Origin of the sequence: Rossellomorea sedimentorum (assembly GCF_046237645.1) — a bacterium.
Classification (GTDB): Bacteria; Bacillota; Bacilli; order Bacillales; family Bacillaceae_B; genus Rossellomorea; species Rossellomorea sedimentorum.
Genome location: NZ_CP143546.1, coordinates 4,027,473 through 4,043,852 on the forward strand (window position 1 = coordinate 4,027,473; position 16,380 = coordinate 4,043,852).

At 45.0% G+C, this 16,380-nt stretch carries 13 protein-coding genes; 4 read left to right on the forward strand and 9 right to left on the reverse strand.

Annotated elements, in window-relative coordinates; genetic code table 11:
* Positions 1-287: 287 nt before the first annotated feature.
* On the reverse strand, positions 288-1,475 hold the full coding sequence (locus V1502_RS19655) for an acetyl-CoA C-acetyltransferase (RefSeq protein WP_409252281.1): 1,188 nt from the start codon (positions 1,473-1,475) through the stop codon (positions 288-290).
* Positions 1,476-1,718: 243 nt separating this feature from the next.
* The gene (locus V1502_RS19660; RefSeq protein WP_409252282.1) at positions 1,719-3,836 is read right to left on the reverse strand and encodes a 4Fe-4S dicluster domain-containing protein; all 2,118 of its coding nucleotides are present in this window, start codon (positions 3,834-3,836) and stop codon (positions 1,719-1,721) included.
* Between the two features lie 365 nt (positions 3,837-4,201).
* Here V1502_RS19660 and cls point away from each other — a divergent pair, with 365 nt between their 5' ends.
* The 3 genes from cls to V1502_RS19675 are packed head-to-tail and all read left to right on the forward strand — an operon-like array spanning position 4,202 to position 7,081.
* The gene (gene cls / locus V1502_RS19665) at positions 4,202-5,401 is read left to right on the forward strand and encodes a cardiolipin synthase (protein WP_409252283.1); all 1,200 of its coding nucleotides are present in this window, start codon (positions 4,202-4,204) and stop codon (positions 5,399-5,401) included.
* Positions 5,402-5,449: 48 nt separating this feature from the next.
* Positions 5,450-6,403, forward strand: a complete 954-nt coding sequence (gene uvsE, locus V1502_RS19670) for a UV DNA damage repair endonuclease UvsE (protein WP_409252284.1) — start codon at positions 5,450-5,452, stop codon at positions 6,401-6,403.
* Positions 6,404-6,418: 15 nt separating this feature from the next.
* Complete coding sequence (locus tag V1502_RS19675; protein WP_409252285.1) at positions 6,419-7,081, forward strand: ATP-binding protein; 663 nt, start codon at positions 6,419-6,421, stop codon at positions 7,079-7,081.
* Between the two features lie 137 nt (positions 7,082-7,218).
* On the opposite strand, the gene V1502_RS19680 is transcribed toward V1502_RS19675, so the two are convergent.
* The 5 genes from V1502_RS19680 to speE form a co-directional block, all read right to left on the reverse strand.
* On the reverse strand, positions 7,219-7,398 hold the full coding sequence (locus V1502_RS19680; RefSeq protein ID WP_409252286.1) for a XapX domain-containing protein: 180 nt from the start codon (positions 7,396-7,398) through the stop codon (positions 7,219-7,221).
* A gap of 338 nt (positions 7,399-7,736) precedes the next feature.
* Positions 7,737-9,407, reverse strand: coding sequence for an arginine--tRNA ligase (gene argS, locus V1502_RS19685; protein ID WP_409252287.1), 1,671 nt, complete (start codon positions 9,405-9,407; stop codon positions 7,737-7,739).
* Between the two features lie 2 nt (positions 9,408-9,409).
* Entirely contained in the window at positions 9,410-9,865 is a 456-nt protein-coding gene (locus V1502_RS19690; protein ID WP_409252288.1) for a DUF1934 domain-containing protein, read from the reverse strand.
* A 292-nt stretch (positions 9,866-10,157) separates the two neighbouring features.
* Entirely contained in the window at positions 10,158-11,030 is an 873-nt protein-coding gene (speB, locus tag V1502_RS19695) for an agmatinase (RefSeq protein WP_409252289.1), read from the reverse strand.
* 168 nt (positions 11,031-11,198) lie between these two features.
* A complete protein-coding gene (speE, locus tag V1502_RS19700; RefSeq protein ID WP_409252290.1) occupies positions 11,199-12,029 on the reverse strand; it encodes a spermidine synthase in 831 nt (276 codons plus the stop codon).
* Positions 12,030-12,254: 225 nt separating this feature from the next.
* Between speE and V1502_RS19705 the strand changes: the two genes are divergently transcribed.
* Complete coding sequence (locus V1502_RS19705; protein WP_409252291.1) at positions 12,255-14,324, forward strand: transglycosylase domain-containing protein; 2,070 nt, start codon at positions 12,255-12,257, stop codon at positions 14,322-14,324.
* 682 nt (positions 14,325-15,006) lie between these two features.
* Here the strand turns inward: V1502_RS19705 and V1502_RS19710 are convergent.
* Positions 15,007-15,516: a YwhD family protein gene (locus V1502_RS19710; protein ID WP_409252292.1), complete on the reverse strand. Its 510-nt coding sequence runs from the start codon at positions 15,514-15,516 to the stop codon at positions 15,007-15,009.
* Between the two features lie 149 nt (positions 15,517-15,665).
* Positions 15,666-16,328: a site-2 protease family protein gene (locus V1502_RS19715; RefSeq protein WP_409252293.1), complete on the reverse strand. Its 663-nt coding sequence runs from the start codon at positions 16,326-16,328 to the stop codon at positions 15,666-15,668.
* Positions 16,329-16,380 lie beyond the last annotated feature (52 nt).

Sequence of the window (16,380 nt, forward strand, 5' to 3'; positions counted from 1 at the left end):
GCGTGACTCCGCGGGGCGGGCGGTGAGCCTCCTCAGCTGCGCTTGCGGGGTCTCACCTGTCCCGCTGATCCCGCAGGAGGTCACGCACCTTCCGCTTCAATCAACTCTTAACTTCTGATGGTAGAATTGCATAATTAAATAACGCATTCTTTACGAAAGCAGATTTTCATTTCATTAGAGAGATCTCAGATTTATTAGCAATATTCAACTCAGTGAAAATCGAATTTTATCAATGCTCAACAATATCTGACACTATCAACCCAGGATCACCGCTTTATCCGCCATAATTACTTCTTCGGAACCTCAATCATGATGGCGTCTCCCTGTCCACCGCCTGAACAGATAGAAGCGATACCGATGCCGCCGCCGCGTCTTTTCAATTCATATGCCAATGTCAAAATGATTCTGGCCCCGCTTGCGCCGATCGGATGGCCGATGGCTACGGCGCCGCCATTGACATTTACTTTACTCTCGTCAAGGTTGGCGATTTTTCCGCTCGTCAATGCAACCGCTGCAAAGGCTTCATTTATTTCAAATAAGTCGATTTCTTCTAATGTTTTTCCTGTCTTTTTTAGTAGTTCATTGATGACTAATCCTGGAGTTTGGGGGAAGTCTTCAGCTTCCAAAGCAATAGCCGTGTGGCCGAGAATGTAAGCTAATGGTTCCTTCCCTTCTTTAGAGGCGCGTTCTTCACTCATCAGGACCATAGCGGCCGCTCCATCGTTCACACCTGGTGCGTTGCCGGCTGTAATCGATCCATCCGAGCCAAAAACAGGGGACAGTTTGGATAGTTTTTCTATAGATGTGTCTTTTCTAGGTGCTTCATCACGGTCGACTGTAATTGGATCGCCTTTACGCTGCGGTACTTGAACAGCAGTGATTTCTTCTGAAAGAATGCCTTCTTCAGTGGCTTTTACCGCCAACTTATGGCTTCTCTCTGACCAGCGATCCTGTTCTTCCCGGGAAATTTCAAATTCATTTGCCGTGCTGTTCCCATAAGTGCCCATGTGGACATTGTTAAAGCTGCAAGTCAATCCGTCATGTACCATGGAGTCTTTTACTTGAGAGTCACCCATTCGCATTCCCCAGCGGGCTTTCGGTAAAATATACGGAGCGTTTGACATGGACTCCATTCCGCCTGCCACAATCACTTCGCCGTCTCCCGCACGGATGATTTGATCGGCCATCGTCACACTTCTCATTCCGGATGCACAAACTTTGTTGATTGTTTCGGTTCTTACATTCCAAGGAAGTCCGGCATGTCGGGAAGCCTGACGGGAAGGCAGCTGCCCTTGTCCGCCTTGCAGAACAGAGCCAAGAATAATTTCTTCGACTTCACTGCCATCCACACCCGCTCTTTTTAAGGCTTCTTTTACTGCAAACCCGCCAAGTTCGGATGCCGTAAAGGAACTCAAGCTTCCACCAAATTTACCGAACGGTGTACGGGCACCGTCTAGAATGACTGTTTTCCCCATTTCAATCTCTCCTTTTCTATGAGTCTATCTCTTCTCTTAAAATTGATACCGCTTTCAAAAATACGACTGAACGCTCGCTCAAAATGATGAAGTAAAGAAAGGGCCTGGCAGTCATAACATCGAATCGATACTATTTGGGACCAGACCCTTTTTAAAATCATTTTGTAAGCCTTTACCATTCTATTCTAATGGAAATTTAGTATGAATGAAAACAACTAAACTGAAAATTTTTACTATTTAAGTTTAAGAAGCAATCGTTGTATCTTTCGGATCACCACATACCGCTTTTTCAAGCAGTTCGGCTACATCCAGGGTGGATACGTTGTCTTCCACTTCTTTCGCTTTCGTTCCATCGGACAGCATTGTCAGACAGTATGGACAGCCTGAACTGATGACGGAAGGATTTGTTTCGAGAGCCTGCTCGGTTCTGGCGACATTGACGCGGTGGCCTTTGTCTTCCTCCATCCACATCAAACCGCCTCCGGCTCCGCAGCACATACCGTTTTGTCTGTTTCGTTCCATCTCAACCAGGTTGACACCTGAAATCGCTTTAAGGATTTCACGCGGCGGATCGTATACTTCGTTATATCTGCCTAGGTAACAGGAGTCATGGAACGTAATCGTTTCGTTGACCTCATACTTCGGCTTCAAGCGTCCTGCTTTCACAAGCTCTGCCAGAACTTCAGTGTGATGATACACTTCTGCTTCAAGGCCGAAATCAGGATACTCGTTTTTGAAAATATTATACGCATGCGGGTCGATCGTGATGATCTTCTTCACTTCATGCTTTTCAAATTCCGCAATGTTCGCTGTTGCAAGTTCCTGGAACAAGAATTCGTTTCCTAGTCGGCGCGGAGTATCCCCGGAGTTCTTCTCTTTGTTACCAAGGATCGCGAACTTCACATCCGCTTCATTTAGAAGCTTTGCAAATGAAAGGGCGATTTTTTGGCTTCGGTTATCAAATGAACCCATGGAACCAACCCAGAATAAGTATTCAAATTCTTCTCCGGATTTCTTCATTTCTTTTACTGTCGGGATATGCACGTCTTCGCGGGCGTCACGCCAGTTCTCACGCTCTTTACGATTCAGTCCCCAAGGGTTCCCTTGGCGTTCAATGTTCTGCATGGCGCGCTGGGCATCGGCATCCATCTTTCCTTCCGTTAACACAAGATAACGGCGAAGGTCGATGATTTTATCCACGTGCTCATTCATGACCGGACATTGGTCTTCACAGTTACGGCATGTTGTACAAGCCCAGATTTCTTCTTCTGTGATGACATCCCCGATCAGGCTCGGGCTGTATTCCACTGAAGCCGCTGCTTCTCCGGCACCCTGTCCGGCAGCAGCCATAGCCAGCTGGTTGCCTTTCGTGTGGTTGAATGCCATCGTCGGCACCCAAGGTTTTCTTGATGTTACGGCCGCACCATGATTCGTTAGATGGTTACGAAGCTTTACAATCAAATCCATTGGTGAGAGCATTTTTCCTGTGCCTGTAGCCGGACACATATTCGTGCAGCGCCCGCATTCCACACATGCATAGAAATCGATCATTTGGAGCTGATTAAACTCTTCAATTTTCCCTACTCCAAAACTCTCAGCTGATTCGTCTTCAAAATCAATCGGTTTTAATTTCCCTGGGTTGTCCAGGCGGTTAAAGTAGACATTGGCAGGTCCTGCAATCAAGTGGGCGTGCTTCGACTGCGGCACGTACACAAGGAACGCTAGCAGGAATAGCAAATGGATCCACCATGCGACATAGAAAATGACAATTGACGCCGTTTCACCGATCCAACCCAATCCTCCGGCAATCAGTGAGGCAACCGGTTCCGACCAGCCAAGCTCATGTCCGTGCCAGATAAGCCCCATCCCGTTTCCAACGAGAACAGAAAGCATCAAGCCGCCGATGAACAGCAGTACAAGACCTGACTTAAATCCTCTCTTTAATCGGACTAGCTTTTCAACATAGCGGCGGTGGAAAGCCCATACGACCGCTACAAGAATCATCAGTGTAACAAGCTCCTGGAAGAACGTAAAACCTGCATACAGTGGACCTAACGGCAAATGAGATCCCGGTGCAAGTCCTTTCCAGATAAAATCAATCGCCCCGAATTGGACTAAAATAAATCCATAGAAAAACATGACGTGGATGGCACCACTCTTTTTATCTTTCAAGAGCTTCTTTTGTCCAAACACGTTGACAGCAATATTTTTCATTCGTTCTTTCACATTGTTATCAAACTCAGCTTTTTTCCCCAGTTTGATGTACTCGATCCGTGTCTTGACGACATATACAAATAAACCGACTGCGTAAGCGGTTACAAGAATGAATGCAATCCAGTTTATCCACAACAAAACGTCCATCTCACAGACTCTCCCCTCTTCAATCGTGATTTCTTCTCCCTTTGTTGCAAATTTTAAAAAGAAAATAATATTCAGAATGTTCCTTATCTCCATTATATACTGAATGAGCATTCAGTCAATGATTTTCCTGCTATTTTTTCTAGCTGTTTATAAATTTACTTATTAATTTCTTGAGCAAGGCTTCTTCCACAGGAGTTCTAACTTTCCAGCTGAGTAATCAAAAAAATTAATGCTTTGGGTAATACAGAACAAAATTAGTGTTGTTAGACGGTTTAAGCAGGTTTCTAAGGTCACTTCACAGGGAAAACGATGAATAAGCAATAATTGGACATACTAAATCATACCAGTCATGAAAGAGTGATATTATGTGGATTTTGATCATTTTATTGATTTTGGCGGCCATTATTCTATGGGCCGTCATCGATTTTCATTTCGGCCGCAAGCAGTTCGTGAAAACTGCCTACAGGCGCGATTATCAAAAAAGGCACAGTGATATGGAACTGATTTCGACAGGTCCGGCTTTTTTTGAACGGATGTTCACCGATTTAAGGGAGGCCTCTTCTACGATTCACTGTCTTTTTTATATTGTGGAAGACGACCACTTGGGAAGACAGTTTTTTGACATTCTAAAGCAGAAAGCCAAAGAGGGTGTGGAAATTCGGCTCCTGATGGACAGAGTCGGCAGCTTTAAGGTTCGGAAAAAGCAAGTGAAAGAATTGAAGGATTATGGGATTCAGGTTTACTTTGCCGAAGAACCAAAACTTCCTTTTTTATTCTTTTCCACACAGCAGCGAAACCACCGGAAAATCACTGTCATCGACGGGAAAATCGGCTACCTGGGAGGCTACAATGTCGGGAAGGCCTATATCGATGAAGACCCGAAACTTTCCCCGTGGAGGGATTATCATATGAGGCTCACGGGTGAAGGCACGGCCGACCTGCAAAAGGAGTTTGGCGTCGATTGGAAAAGGGCTTCAGGTGAGGACATCATTAACAGACCGGGATATTTTCCGAAGCTGGAAAAAGGGGCAGTCGAACACCGTTTCTTTCCTTCTGAGGGATACAAAATCGAAAGCCAGTTTGTGGAATTCATCACCAATGCCAAAAAATCGATCTTTATTGGGACTCCCTACTTCATCCCTTCAGATGAAGTTATGACAGCATTGATTAAAGCATTGGAACGGGGAGTGAAGCTGACAATCGTCAGTCCTGAAAAAGAAGATCATCCCCTGGTAAAAGAAGCTGCTTATAAACATTTCCGCAAACTAATTCCTTTGGGTGCGGAGGTCTATCATTACCAGTTAGGGTTCTATCATTCAAAACTGCTTGTACTGGATGATGAATTCTGTGATATCGGAACGGCGAACTTTGACTTGAGAAGCTTTTACGTCAACCTGGAATTGAATAATTTCATCTATACTCAATCCTTTGTGGATGAAGTGCGTAAAGAAGTCCAGAAGGATATAGACGGATCCAAATTGTTGACGATGGAGAAGCTTAACTCGGTCAGCATATTCACCAGATTTAAAGAAAGAATTGCATCGATGATTTCGATATTATTATAAAAGCCCTCTATCCTCCGGAGGGGAAATTATGTTTCCGGGAGTGAAATGATGGAATTACGACTTGGATTTGTCGCCAACGCCCTGTCTTTGTGGGATGCAAGCCCATCAAAGACGATGACATTTAAACGGTACAGTGAGCTTCCTGAAGATCAGCGGAAGCAGAAACTGTTGGAAGTGACAGCCGCCAACCTGGAGCATACGAAGAGGATTCTTTACTATCTGGCTGCTCATGAGATACATCTTTACAGGCTGTCCAGCTCAATGGTGCCCCTGGCAACCCACCCGGAAGTAAAGTGGGATTTTGTGACGCCTTTTCGCAGTGAATGGGAGGAACTCGGCCATCTCATCAAGAAATTTACTATCAGGACAAGCTACCATCCGAACCAGTTCACTCTTTTTACCAGCCCGAAGGATTCGGTGACGGATAATGCGGTCGAGGATATGGTGTTTCATTATAAGATGCTGGAAGCCATGAATGTAGAAGAGCAATCCCTGATCAACATCCATATTGGCGGAACATACGGGAATAAAGAAGAAGCTTTGGCGAGGTTTCATAAAAATCTTCAAAAGCTTCCTTCCCATGTAAAGAAAATCATGACTCTCGAAAACGATGACAAAACCTATACGGTAGAAGAAACTCTTGAAGTCTGTGAAAAAGAAAAAATTCCGATGATTCTTGATGTGCATCACCACGAAGCCAATCAAAGCACGAAACCGCTTAAGGAGTATCTGCCGAGAATCCTGGATACATGGAAACATAGGGACCTGCGACCGAAAATCCATGTATCCTCGCCCAAATCCGAAAAAGCATTCCGTTCCCATTCAGATAACGTTGATATTGAATTTATCCTTCCTTACCTGAAAATGTTGAAAGAGTTGGATGAGGACATCGATGTCATGATTGAAGCGAAAAATAAAGATATCGCAATGCTGAAATTGACTGAGGATATTTCTAAAATCCGCGGGGTTAAGAGGGTGAGCGGCGGCATTCTGAACTGGTAGCAGAAAGGACGGCATATGAAAAAGAAAATATGTTTATCTTGGAGCGGCGGAAGGGACAGCATGGTGATGCTTGACCGCCTCGCAGCTTCTCCCGATTGGAAGCCGGCTGCACTCCTCACAACCCTTGCCGAAGAGGAAGAAAGAGTTATGATGCACGATACCCCTCTGTCACTCCTGAAAAAGCAAGCCGAAGCATTGAGCCTGCCCCTTCTGCCTGTCATGATGAAACAGGGGCCAAGCAACAAAGAATACGAAGCCCGCATGAGGACCGCCTTGGACTCTCTATATGAACAAGGAGTGGAAACAGTCGCCTTCGGGGATATCTTCCTGGCAGATATTAAAGCATACCGGGAAGAGCAGATGAAGGCGACCTCCCTTCAACCGGTTTTCCCTCTTTGGGGGAATACTACGTCAAACCTGAGCAGGGAGTTCATTGAAAAAGGATATAAAGCAGTGCTCGTCTGTATCGACAGTTCCCAGCTCGATCCCTCTTTTCTCGGCCGGGAGTACGATGAAGAACTGCTCCAAGACCTGCCCGACGGCGTCGATCCATGCGGCGAAAATGGAGAATTTCATACCTTTGTTTATGATGGCCCGTTATTTGGGAGAGCGGTCCCGTTTGAAGCGGAAGAAACCATTGAAAAGTATGGCCGGTTTCATTATTTGCATATAAAATAGAAAAGCCCCCGCGGACTCTTAATCTGCGAGGGTTTTTCTAGCGTTTTATCTAGGTGCCAAAGAAAACCAGCCTGTTGGCACCTTGCACAGATCAACCATTTTACACCAGGATGACACCTCTATAGAGAGCAGCCAACCTACTTCATCATCGACTCAATCATCGGCTGTGCCCAAGCATACGCTTTGAATCCAAGATAAATACCGATAATACCTGCTATTCCTGCAAAAGCAGGTGGAGCCGGAATCGGCAGTTTGAATAGGGCAAATACGAAGCCGACAATAAAGCCTGTTAAGATAGCTAATAATACTACTTTCATCATTGAACCTCCATGTCATCGTCTATTATTTCTAGAGTGCCCATTTAGGACCAAACTATTTTCAAAGTCTTGATTTTGATGCGGTTTCATGGTGTAAGGGTATCGTTAGAAAAGGCTCTTTTCTAAAACTTTGTTGCTATATACTATAAAGTTCAAGAGAAATAGTTATATTTCACAGGCAGGTTCCAGGTAACAAGGAAGAAAAGAGCTAATCATTCTGTTTAGTTAGAAGCCTTTGTACCCGTAGGAAAATAGCAACAATCTATACGAATGCAGCGGTAGAAAAAGACGGCGAAGCAATGAACTTCAGCCGTCTTTTTTTAGTCCACAAGGTGAAATTACATCTTTTCAGGAGCAGATACCCCAATCAGTTTAAGGGCATTTTTCAGCGTGATGCGTACCGCTTTAATCAAGGATAAACGGGCTTTCGTCAATTCCATGTTTTCCACATCCAATACTTTTTCAGCATTGTAGAAGCTGTGGAAGGTTGATGCCAGTTCATTGATATAGTTGGCTACGCGATGCGGCGTTCTCTTCGCTGCAGCATCCGCTACGATTCCAGGGAAGTCTCCCAGCTTTTTAAGCAAGTCGATCGTTTTCTCTGCTTTCAGAAGAGAGTAATCAGTACCTTCTTCAAAGTTGATTCCTTGTTCTTCCGCCTGACGCAAAATACTGCAAATGCGGGCATGTGCATACTGTGCATAGTAAACAGGATTTTCATTAGACTGAGATACAGCCAGGTCAAGATCGAAGTCCATATGCGTATCCGCACTTCTCATGGCAAAGAAGTAACGCACAGCATCCAAGCCGACCTCTTCCACCAGGTCACGCATGGTAACCGCTTTTCCTGTTCGTTTACTCATTTTCATTTTTTCACCGTTTTTGAAAAGATGAACAAGCTGGATAACCTCAACTTCAAGCTTTTCACGGTCATAGCCAAGCGCTTCGATAGCCGCTTTCATACGAGGAATGTACCCGTGGTGATCAGCACCCCAGATATTGATCAGGATATCATGGCCGCGCTCAAATTTATCACGGTGATAGGAAATATCCGGTGTCAAATACGTGTAAGTGCCATCGTTCTTGATCAGTACACGGTCTTTGTCATCGCCCAGTTCTGTAGAGCGGAACCAAGTTGCTCCATCTTCTTCATAGATGTGGTTATTGTTCTTCAGAGTGGTTAGTGCATCATCGATTTTTCCATTTTCATATAGAGACGTTTCTGAGTACCACACATCAAATGGCACACGGAAATCTTCCAGGTCTTTCTTCAACTTTTCCATCTCGAATTTCAAACCGTACTCACGGAAAAATTTGTAGCGCTCCTCTTCAGATGCTTCGATGTACTTGTCTCCGAATTCATCCGCAAGCTTTTGGCCGATGCCGATGATGTCAGCTCCCTGATATCCGTCTTCCGGTACAGGTTTGTCATGACCTAGCGCCTGGAAGTAACGAGCTTCAACAGAAAGAGCAAGATTATGAATCTGGTTTCCGGCATCATTGATGTAGTACTCACGAGTCACTTTATAGCCTGCTTTGTCCAGTACATTGCACAAAGAATCCCCGACAGAAGCACCGCGTGCATGTCCAAGGTGAAGGTCACCAGTAGGATTCGCCGAAACGAACTCGACATTGATTCTTTCACCTTTCCCTGCTTCTGAACGGCCGTATTCATCTCCGTCTTGCAGGATAGTTGCCACAAGCTCCGTCAAATACTCATTTTTCATGTAGAAGTTAATGAATCCTGGTCCGGCAATATCAACTTTTTCAATAGAAGCAGCTTCTTTATCAATGTTCGCTGCGATTTCATCCGCAATCATTCTCGGTGCTTTCTGCGCCACACGCGCCAGCTGCATCGCCATATTCGTGGAATAGTCCCCGTGCGATTTTTCCTTCGGTGTTTCCAGAATGACGTCAGGCAGCTGATCTTCTGTAGCCAGCCCTGCTTTCAGGACCGCTGATTTGATCTCCGTTCTCAATTGGTCTTGTACTTGTTCTGCGATATTCATTGCTAAATTCCTTCCTCCTTATACGAAATATCCATTTCATACTTTCCGACTGGGCTTCCCTGCATATATAACTGGTAGGATAAGTTGATTTCACCGACATTTTTTGTTCTGTGAGCGGTGTGTGTCAGCTTCGATGTTTTGGTCGTGATCATCAGTGTCCCGAGCTGGCTTTCATATGAGCCGGTATGTTCCTCGTCTTCCTTGAATACCATCCTCATTTTCACCGCACCGCTGCGCAAAATCAAGGCTTCCTCATCTCTCTTAATCTTGACGATGGTATGTATCGTTCCTTCTTCTTGTACTTCATCATATTTCAGAAAAAAAGAATCTCCTTTTTCATAGTATCTGCCATTAGAGAACAATTCAAAAGAGTCTTTTTCCTCGCCGTGCTGTATGCGGGTTTTCAAGTGAATTTTGACATCAGTCTGTTCAGTTCCTCCACCTTTCAAACCTCTCACATCCTTTATAAAAATTGGGTTCTCCCTAAACGTACGAACTTAACTTATTTAGTATAAGAACAATCGGCTGAAATTGCAATGAAACGGCAGGAATTCGGTTATTTCTGATACTTTCTTAAGGAGCGTGCAATCTGATCCTTCTATCAACAATTTTTCGCTTTCTTTTAACTAAAATGCCCGCTCTATCAACAACCGACATGATCCGACAAATCCCGGGTCGTGCCTGTCACCAATAAAAAAAACTGCCCCACTGAAACGATTGGTCTCCGGGGCAGTTACATTCACAAAAAAATTATCTCACCCAGCCGAGCATCATTTCACGGATGAGTTTGCTGGCTGTATTCGCTGTTTGTTCAGAAGGATCGTAGATTGGTGCCACTTCGACAAGGTCGGCGCCGACTACATTTACTTCCGAACGGGCAATTTCGTGGATGGAAGCAAGAAGTTCACGGGATGTGATACCGCCAGCATCGACCGTACCCGTTCCAGGGGCATGCGCCGGATCAAGCACATCGATATCAATTGTCACATATACCGGACGGCCCGCAAGCTTAGGCAGAATTTCCTTCAGCGGCTCCAGTACTTCAAACTTCGAAATATGCATACCATTTTCTTTTGCCCATTGGAACTCTTCTTTCATTCCGGAACGGATACCGAATGAGTACACATTTTCAGGGCCGATATGTTCGGCAATTTTCCTGATCGGTGTGGAGTGGGATAATGGCTCACCTTCATAGTGCTCACGAAGGTCTGTATGAGCATCAAAATGGATGATCGCCAAATCCTTGTGCTTTTTATAGACAGCCTTCATGACCGGCCATGAAACCAGGTGCTCCCCTCCCATTCCGAACGGGATCTTGCCGTCTTTCATCAAGCCATCGATATAGTCTTCGATCATATCAATGCTTTTTTGCGGATTGCCGAAAGGAAGCGGAATATCACCCGCATCAAAGTACTTGATCTCTTCTAATTCCCTGTCAAGATAAGGGCTGTATTCCTCAAGGCCGATCGAAACCTCGCGGATGCGGGCTGGACCGAAACGGGAACCTGGACGGTAACTCACTGTCCAGTCCATCGGCATCCCATACAGCACAATCTGGCTGTCCTCGTAGGAAGGATGGCTGCCGATAAAAACATTTCCAGAATAAGCTTCATCAAAGCGCATATTTAATGACTCCTTTTTAAAATCTCTTTTCAATTGCTGACTGAGTGAGCAATTGCATACATTCGTCATACTGTCTTTATCTTATTGAACTCACGGTTTTCTGTAGTGCTATTGCGAGAGGCAGCTTTAATACTGTACATCGCAGTATGGACGCCTCCGAGTTTCAGTTTACTCAGTCAAATCCTTAACAAACTTAGGCAGTACGAAGCTTGCCTTATGAAGTTCTTTTGTATAATATTTCGTCTCAATGTCATGGAAGCGGTCTTCGCTTACTTCAAGCGGGTCATGCTTTTTGGAACCGACTGTGAATGCCCACAATCCGCTTGGGTAAGTTGGGATGTTAGCCGTATACAGGCGTGTAATCGGGAAGATCTCTTTTACATCACTTTGGACTTGGCGAATTAAATCTGCCTTGAACCAAGGATTGTCACATTGAGCGACAAAGATTCCGTCTTCTTTCAGCGCTTTCGAGATTCCTGCATAGAATCCTTTTGTGAACAAGTTAACCGCCGGGCCTACAGGCTCTGTGGAGTCTACCATAATCACGTCATATTCGTTTTCACTTTTTGCAATATGCATAAAGCCGTCGCCAACCTGCACTTCGACTCTTTCATTCTCAAGCTCTCCTGCAATTTCAGGAAGATATTTTTTTGAGTACTCGATTACTTTTCCATCGATTTCAGCAAGGACCGCTTTTTTGACAGACGGGTGCTTCAGCACTTCACGGATTACGCCTCCGTCTCCTCCGCCGACAACAAGAACCGTTTCAGGGTTTGGATGAGTGAACAATGGCACGTGTGCCACCATCTCATGGTAAACGAACTCATCTTTCTGGGAAGTCATGACCATTTCATCAAGAAGCAGCATGTTCCCCCACTCTTCTGTTTCAACCATATCAAGCTTTTGAAATTCAGTTTGCTCTGTATGTAAAGTTTTGTTGATTTTCATTGTAATTCCGAAATTTTCCGTTTGTTTCTCTGTGAACCAGAATCCACCCATTTTACTTCATTCCTTTTCATATTAATTCTCGGGACCAGGGACAAATACCATCATAGATATCCTTCCCCAACTACTTAAATACAAACATGAGAAAAAGTATAGTCTAATTTAGCGAAAATACAAGAATAATTTTAAATTTCTTCCTATATGTTTAAAAAATCTCTCGGTTTTCCATACTGAATAGTAGTAAAAAACTGAAAGATTTATAGGAAATGAGGGATTAACTTGGAAGTGATTACAAGTTCCCGTTTACAAAAAACAAAAAAATATCTGCGTGCCGCCATTATTCTTGGCCTGCTTTCCACCATTTTGATCCTGGCTGGCCTGGCAGGCTTATTGACATATGCAAAAATTCAAGGTCCGCCTCCCCTTTCTGTTCCTCAATCAACGCTTTTCTACGGAGCGGACGAATCGATCATCGGCGAAAGCAGCAACGGAGAAAAAAGATACTGGGTCCACCTTGAAGACATCTCTCCCAGCCTGATTGAGGCGACACTTGCGATTGAGGATAAAGGCTTTTTCTCGCACCATGGATTTGACTTCAAAAGGATAACGGCTGCCGGTCTTGCCGATTTGAGGGCCATGGCAAAAGTACAGGGAGCCTCAACCATTTCACAGCAATATGCCCGGAACCTGTTTCTATCACATGAAAAAACGTGGAAAAGAAAGCTTTCCGAAGCACTGTTTACTTTAAGGCTGGAGCTGAACTACTCCAAAGAACAGATTCTTGAAGGCTATCTGAATACCATCTATTACGGTCACGGTGCATATGGAATCCAGGCTGCCAGCCAATTCTATTTTGGAAAAGATGCGGCCGAACTGACGGTAGCCGAAGCCGCGTTGCTTGCAGGTATCCCGAAAGGACCAAGCCTGTATTCCCCTCTTAATTCTTTTCAAAAAGCGAAAGACCGCCAAGAGACCATTCTGAATGCGATGATGGAAGATGAGAGAATAACGGCAGAGGACGCTGCCAAGGCGGAAAAAGAGAAACTTAAGATTGTTGGAGAATATCCGCATCAGTCCGTGGAAACCGCTCCTTACTTTCAGGATGTGGTTAAAAACATTCTCCGCAACCAACTGGGCATCGATGAACGGACAATTGAACTCGGGGGCCTGAAAGTCTATACCACCTTGAATCCAAAACACCAAAAAGCCGCAGAAGAAGTCATCAAAAAGGAGATCAAGCCGGAATCCGATATCCAGGTAGGATTTACAGCCATCAATCCCAAGAACGGTCATGTCACCGCAATGGTCGGTGGCCGAAATTACGAAGAAAGCCCGTTCAATCGTGCCGTCCAAGCTGTCAGGCAGCCTGGTTCCACCATCAAACCGCTGCTTTACTATGCCGCCGTTGAAAAAGGGTTCACCCCTTCCACAGCCATGCGCAGTGAACTGACCACCTTCAAATTTGATGACGGACAAAGCGAGTACACACCGCATAATTTTAACAATAAGTATGCAGGCGACGACATCACGCTGGCTCAGGCCATTGCAATCTCCGATAATGTCTATGCCGTGAAAACACATCTCTTTCTCGGAGAAGAAACACTGGCGGATACCGCCGAGAAATTCGGGCTCTCCACACCGATTAAAGAGGTGCCCTCTTCGGCTCTAGGTACTTCCGGGGCACGTGTAGTCGATATGGTCAATGCCTACGGAATGTTTGCTAATGGTGGATACAAAATCAGTCCGGTTTTCATCACTAAAGTTGAAGGCTTCGATGGGGGAACTATTTATGAAAAGAAGTTTGAAAAAGAACAGGTCCTCGACCGAGATTCCGCTTACGTCATGACCCACATGCTCAGCGGAATATTCGATCCGAAGCTGAACGATTATTCCACCGTTACGGGCATCACCATCCGGAAGCATGCCACAAGGCCTTATGCCGGCAAATCAGGAACGACCAACTCAGACAACTGGATGATCGGGTTCTCGCCCCAGCTGTCGGCCGGAGTCTGGACCGGTTATGATAAAGGAAAAGAAATCTCATTGGTGGAAGACAAGTATTACGCGAAGAATATATGGGTGCACTTTATGGAGGAGGCCTTGAAGGACGAGCCTGTCAAAGCATTCAAGCCGACGAAAGGTGTAAAAGGATACCTCGTCAATCCGCACAACGGCAAGCTGGCAACAAAAGGCTGCCCGGTTCAGCGCTTCACCTATTTTGTAAAAGGCACTGAACCGACGGAGTACTGCGACGAACACCTTCACGAAGATGTCCCTGCCGAACCTCCAGTCTCCGAGCCAAAAAAAGAAAAGACTCCATGGTATAAGAAGTGGACGGAGTGGTTTTAGGGGATAGAGCCGAGGGGCTGCATTCAGACTCCTGTGTCAGCGGGGTGTACCCCTTTACTAAATATACGGTTTTGCAGGGGGTACGTTGCTTAGCTAACGTGCCCCTGCATTTGGGATTATAGCCTTGAAGGGGCACGTTTAGTTGCTTTTGGTTACCCTTCACCCAAGATTCCAGCCTTTTAGGGTAACGATTATCTCCTATTCGTTATCCTTCACCTGGGATTTAGCCCTCGTAAGGGTACGGTTATCTGTTTTTTGTTACCCTTCAACCATCATCCCAACCTTGTAAGGACATGATTATCTTCTATTTGTTACCCTTAACCCGGGATTCCGGCCTTCTAGGGGCACGTTTCTCTCCTATTCGTTACCCTTCACCCAAGATTCCAGCCTTGTGGGGGCACGATTATTTGCTAATCGTTACCTTTAACCTAGGATCCACCCTTGCAGGGGGTACGCTTTTCGCTTTTAACTGCACTGAAAACCAACTAACAACACAAATTCTTAAAAAAGCATACGAAAAACCCCGGGTTTGTGCGAACCCGGGGTCTTTCATGTCCTAGTTTGTTTTGTGCAAACTGTGATTTAAGTTTACTTTTTTTCAGGCCAATGAGCAAGGTGTGAACGATTCTTTCTAATAAATGTCACAATTCGTTCATATAATTGTTATATTTTGTAAATAACCTCAAACAGACAAATCTTGTTTCAGCTTATCTTCAGAACGCTCCCACATGCCTTCATCGTGTTTAATTAGAAAATCTTTTAGGATGTTTTTAGAGCGGTCATCCATTACATCGACGATGATATGGCGCTTAATCGATTTATCCATCCTATTCACGTGTTCAGGAAGGGATTTATAGCCCCGGCGTTTCTCCGTGTTAACTACCATTTCACATGCGGTCACGCCTGCATAATACGGGCCGTCTTCTTTACGATCAATTGTCACCCAGACCAGCCAGTACGGCTTACCGCCTTCAGAGTCCTCGCGGTTCGTCGTGAACTTGATTCTTTTTTCCACGGCGCTTCGGGCATGCATCGCTCCGATATCCACAAAGGCCTCGCCTTCTTCTATGTCCACAAAGACAGGTGATACATTATCAAGGCTTAATGACCCGATGCCGAAGCCGCCGTGCCCATCTGTCGGGTCACTCTTGATGATATTAAAACCGACGTTGTTTTTCTTTTTTTCTTCCATCAGTAACAGCTCCTTCTATTTTTATGAAAAGGCTCTTTTCTTACTTCTTGTTGCTATTAGGCTGAGGTAGTTGATCTCCAGCTCCATTCACCCCTTCGTAAAGGCATTTAGGAGTTAGTGTAAAAGCAACACCCTTTTAGAAAACAGCCTTATGAAAATAATGAGAAGATTCCATAGTAAATCGTATTGAATGCCTGCCCTACAGCACTCATTCCGCCGTTGATAACCGGCCAGATCGTGTAGCGGTCAAGCGGGGTGATGACCAAAATGATAAACAGCAAGACTCCATACTGCTCATATTGGGACATTCTCGAACGCAGCCGCGGCGGAGAAAGATCCTCGATGATCCGGTAGCCGTCCAAAGGAGGAAACGGCAATAGATTAAATATGAACAAAAGGATATTAAGATATACGATCATATTGAACAGTTCAATGAAGAACTGAGGAATCGCGACTCCGAAACCAAAGGTGATGACAAAGTAAAAAACGCCATATGCTATGAACGCAATCAAGAAATTGCTCAGGGGTCCGGCAACGGAAACGAGCACTCCTGCCAGTTTCGGGTTTTTAAAATTAAACCGGTTCACAGGGACAGGCCTTGCCCACCCAAAACCGGCAATCAAAATAAAGAGCGTTCCAATCGGATCCAGATGCTGAATCGGATTTAAGGTCAGCCTCCCCTGGTCCTTTGCTGTATCATCACCAAATTTGTGCGCCACGTAGGCATGAGCATATTCATGGAACGTGAAAGCCAGTATGAGGGCAATCACCACGAAGGGAAGCTCTTCTAGATCAAACGCTAAAAAGTTCAATGTCTGTTCTCCTATACATAAATAATTTTTTAAAATTCTCTGTTTTATCAAT

Bases quoted from the DNA above. Each gene is read 5' to 3' on its own strand.
- V1502_RS19655 (WP_409252281.1), bottom strand. From the start codon at position 1,475: ATGGGGAAAACAGTCATTCTAGACGGTGCCCGTACACCGTTCGGTAAA.
- V1502_RS19660 (WP_409252282.1), bottom strand. From the start codon at position 3,836: ATGGACGTTTTGTTGTGGATAAACTGGATTGCATTCATTCTTGTAACC.
- cls (WP_409252283.1), top strand. From the start codon at position 4,202: ATGTGGATTTTGATCATTTTATTGATTTTGGCGGCCATTATTCTATGG.
- uvsE (WP_409252284.1), top strand. From the start codon at position 5,450: ATGGAATTACGACTTGGATTTGTCGCCAACGCCCTGTCTTTGTGGGAT.
- V1502_RS19675 (WP_409252285.1), top strand. From the start codon at position 6,419: ATGAAAAAGAAAATATGTTTATCTTGGAGCGGCGGAAGGGACAGCATG.
- V1502_RS19680 (WP_409252286.1), bottom strand. From the start codon at position 7,398: ATGAAAGTAGTATTATTAGCTATCTTAACAGGCTTTATTGTCGGCTTC.
- argS (WP_409252287.1), bottom strand. From the start codon at position 9,407: ATGAATATCGCAGAACAAGTACAAGACCAATTGAGAACGGAGATCAAA.
- speB (WP_409252289.1), bottom strand. From the start codon at position 11,030: ATGCGCTTTGATGAAGCTTATTCTGGAAATGTTTTTATCGGCAGCCAT.
- speE (WP_409252290.1), bottom strand. From the start codon at position 12,029: ATGGGTGGATTCTGGTTCACAGAGAAACAAACGGAAAATTTCGGAATT.
- V1502_RS19710 (WP_409252292.1), bottom strand. From the start codon at position 15,516: ATGGAAGAAAAAAAGAAAAACAACGTCGGTTTTAATATCATCAAGAGT.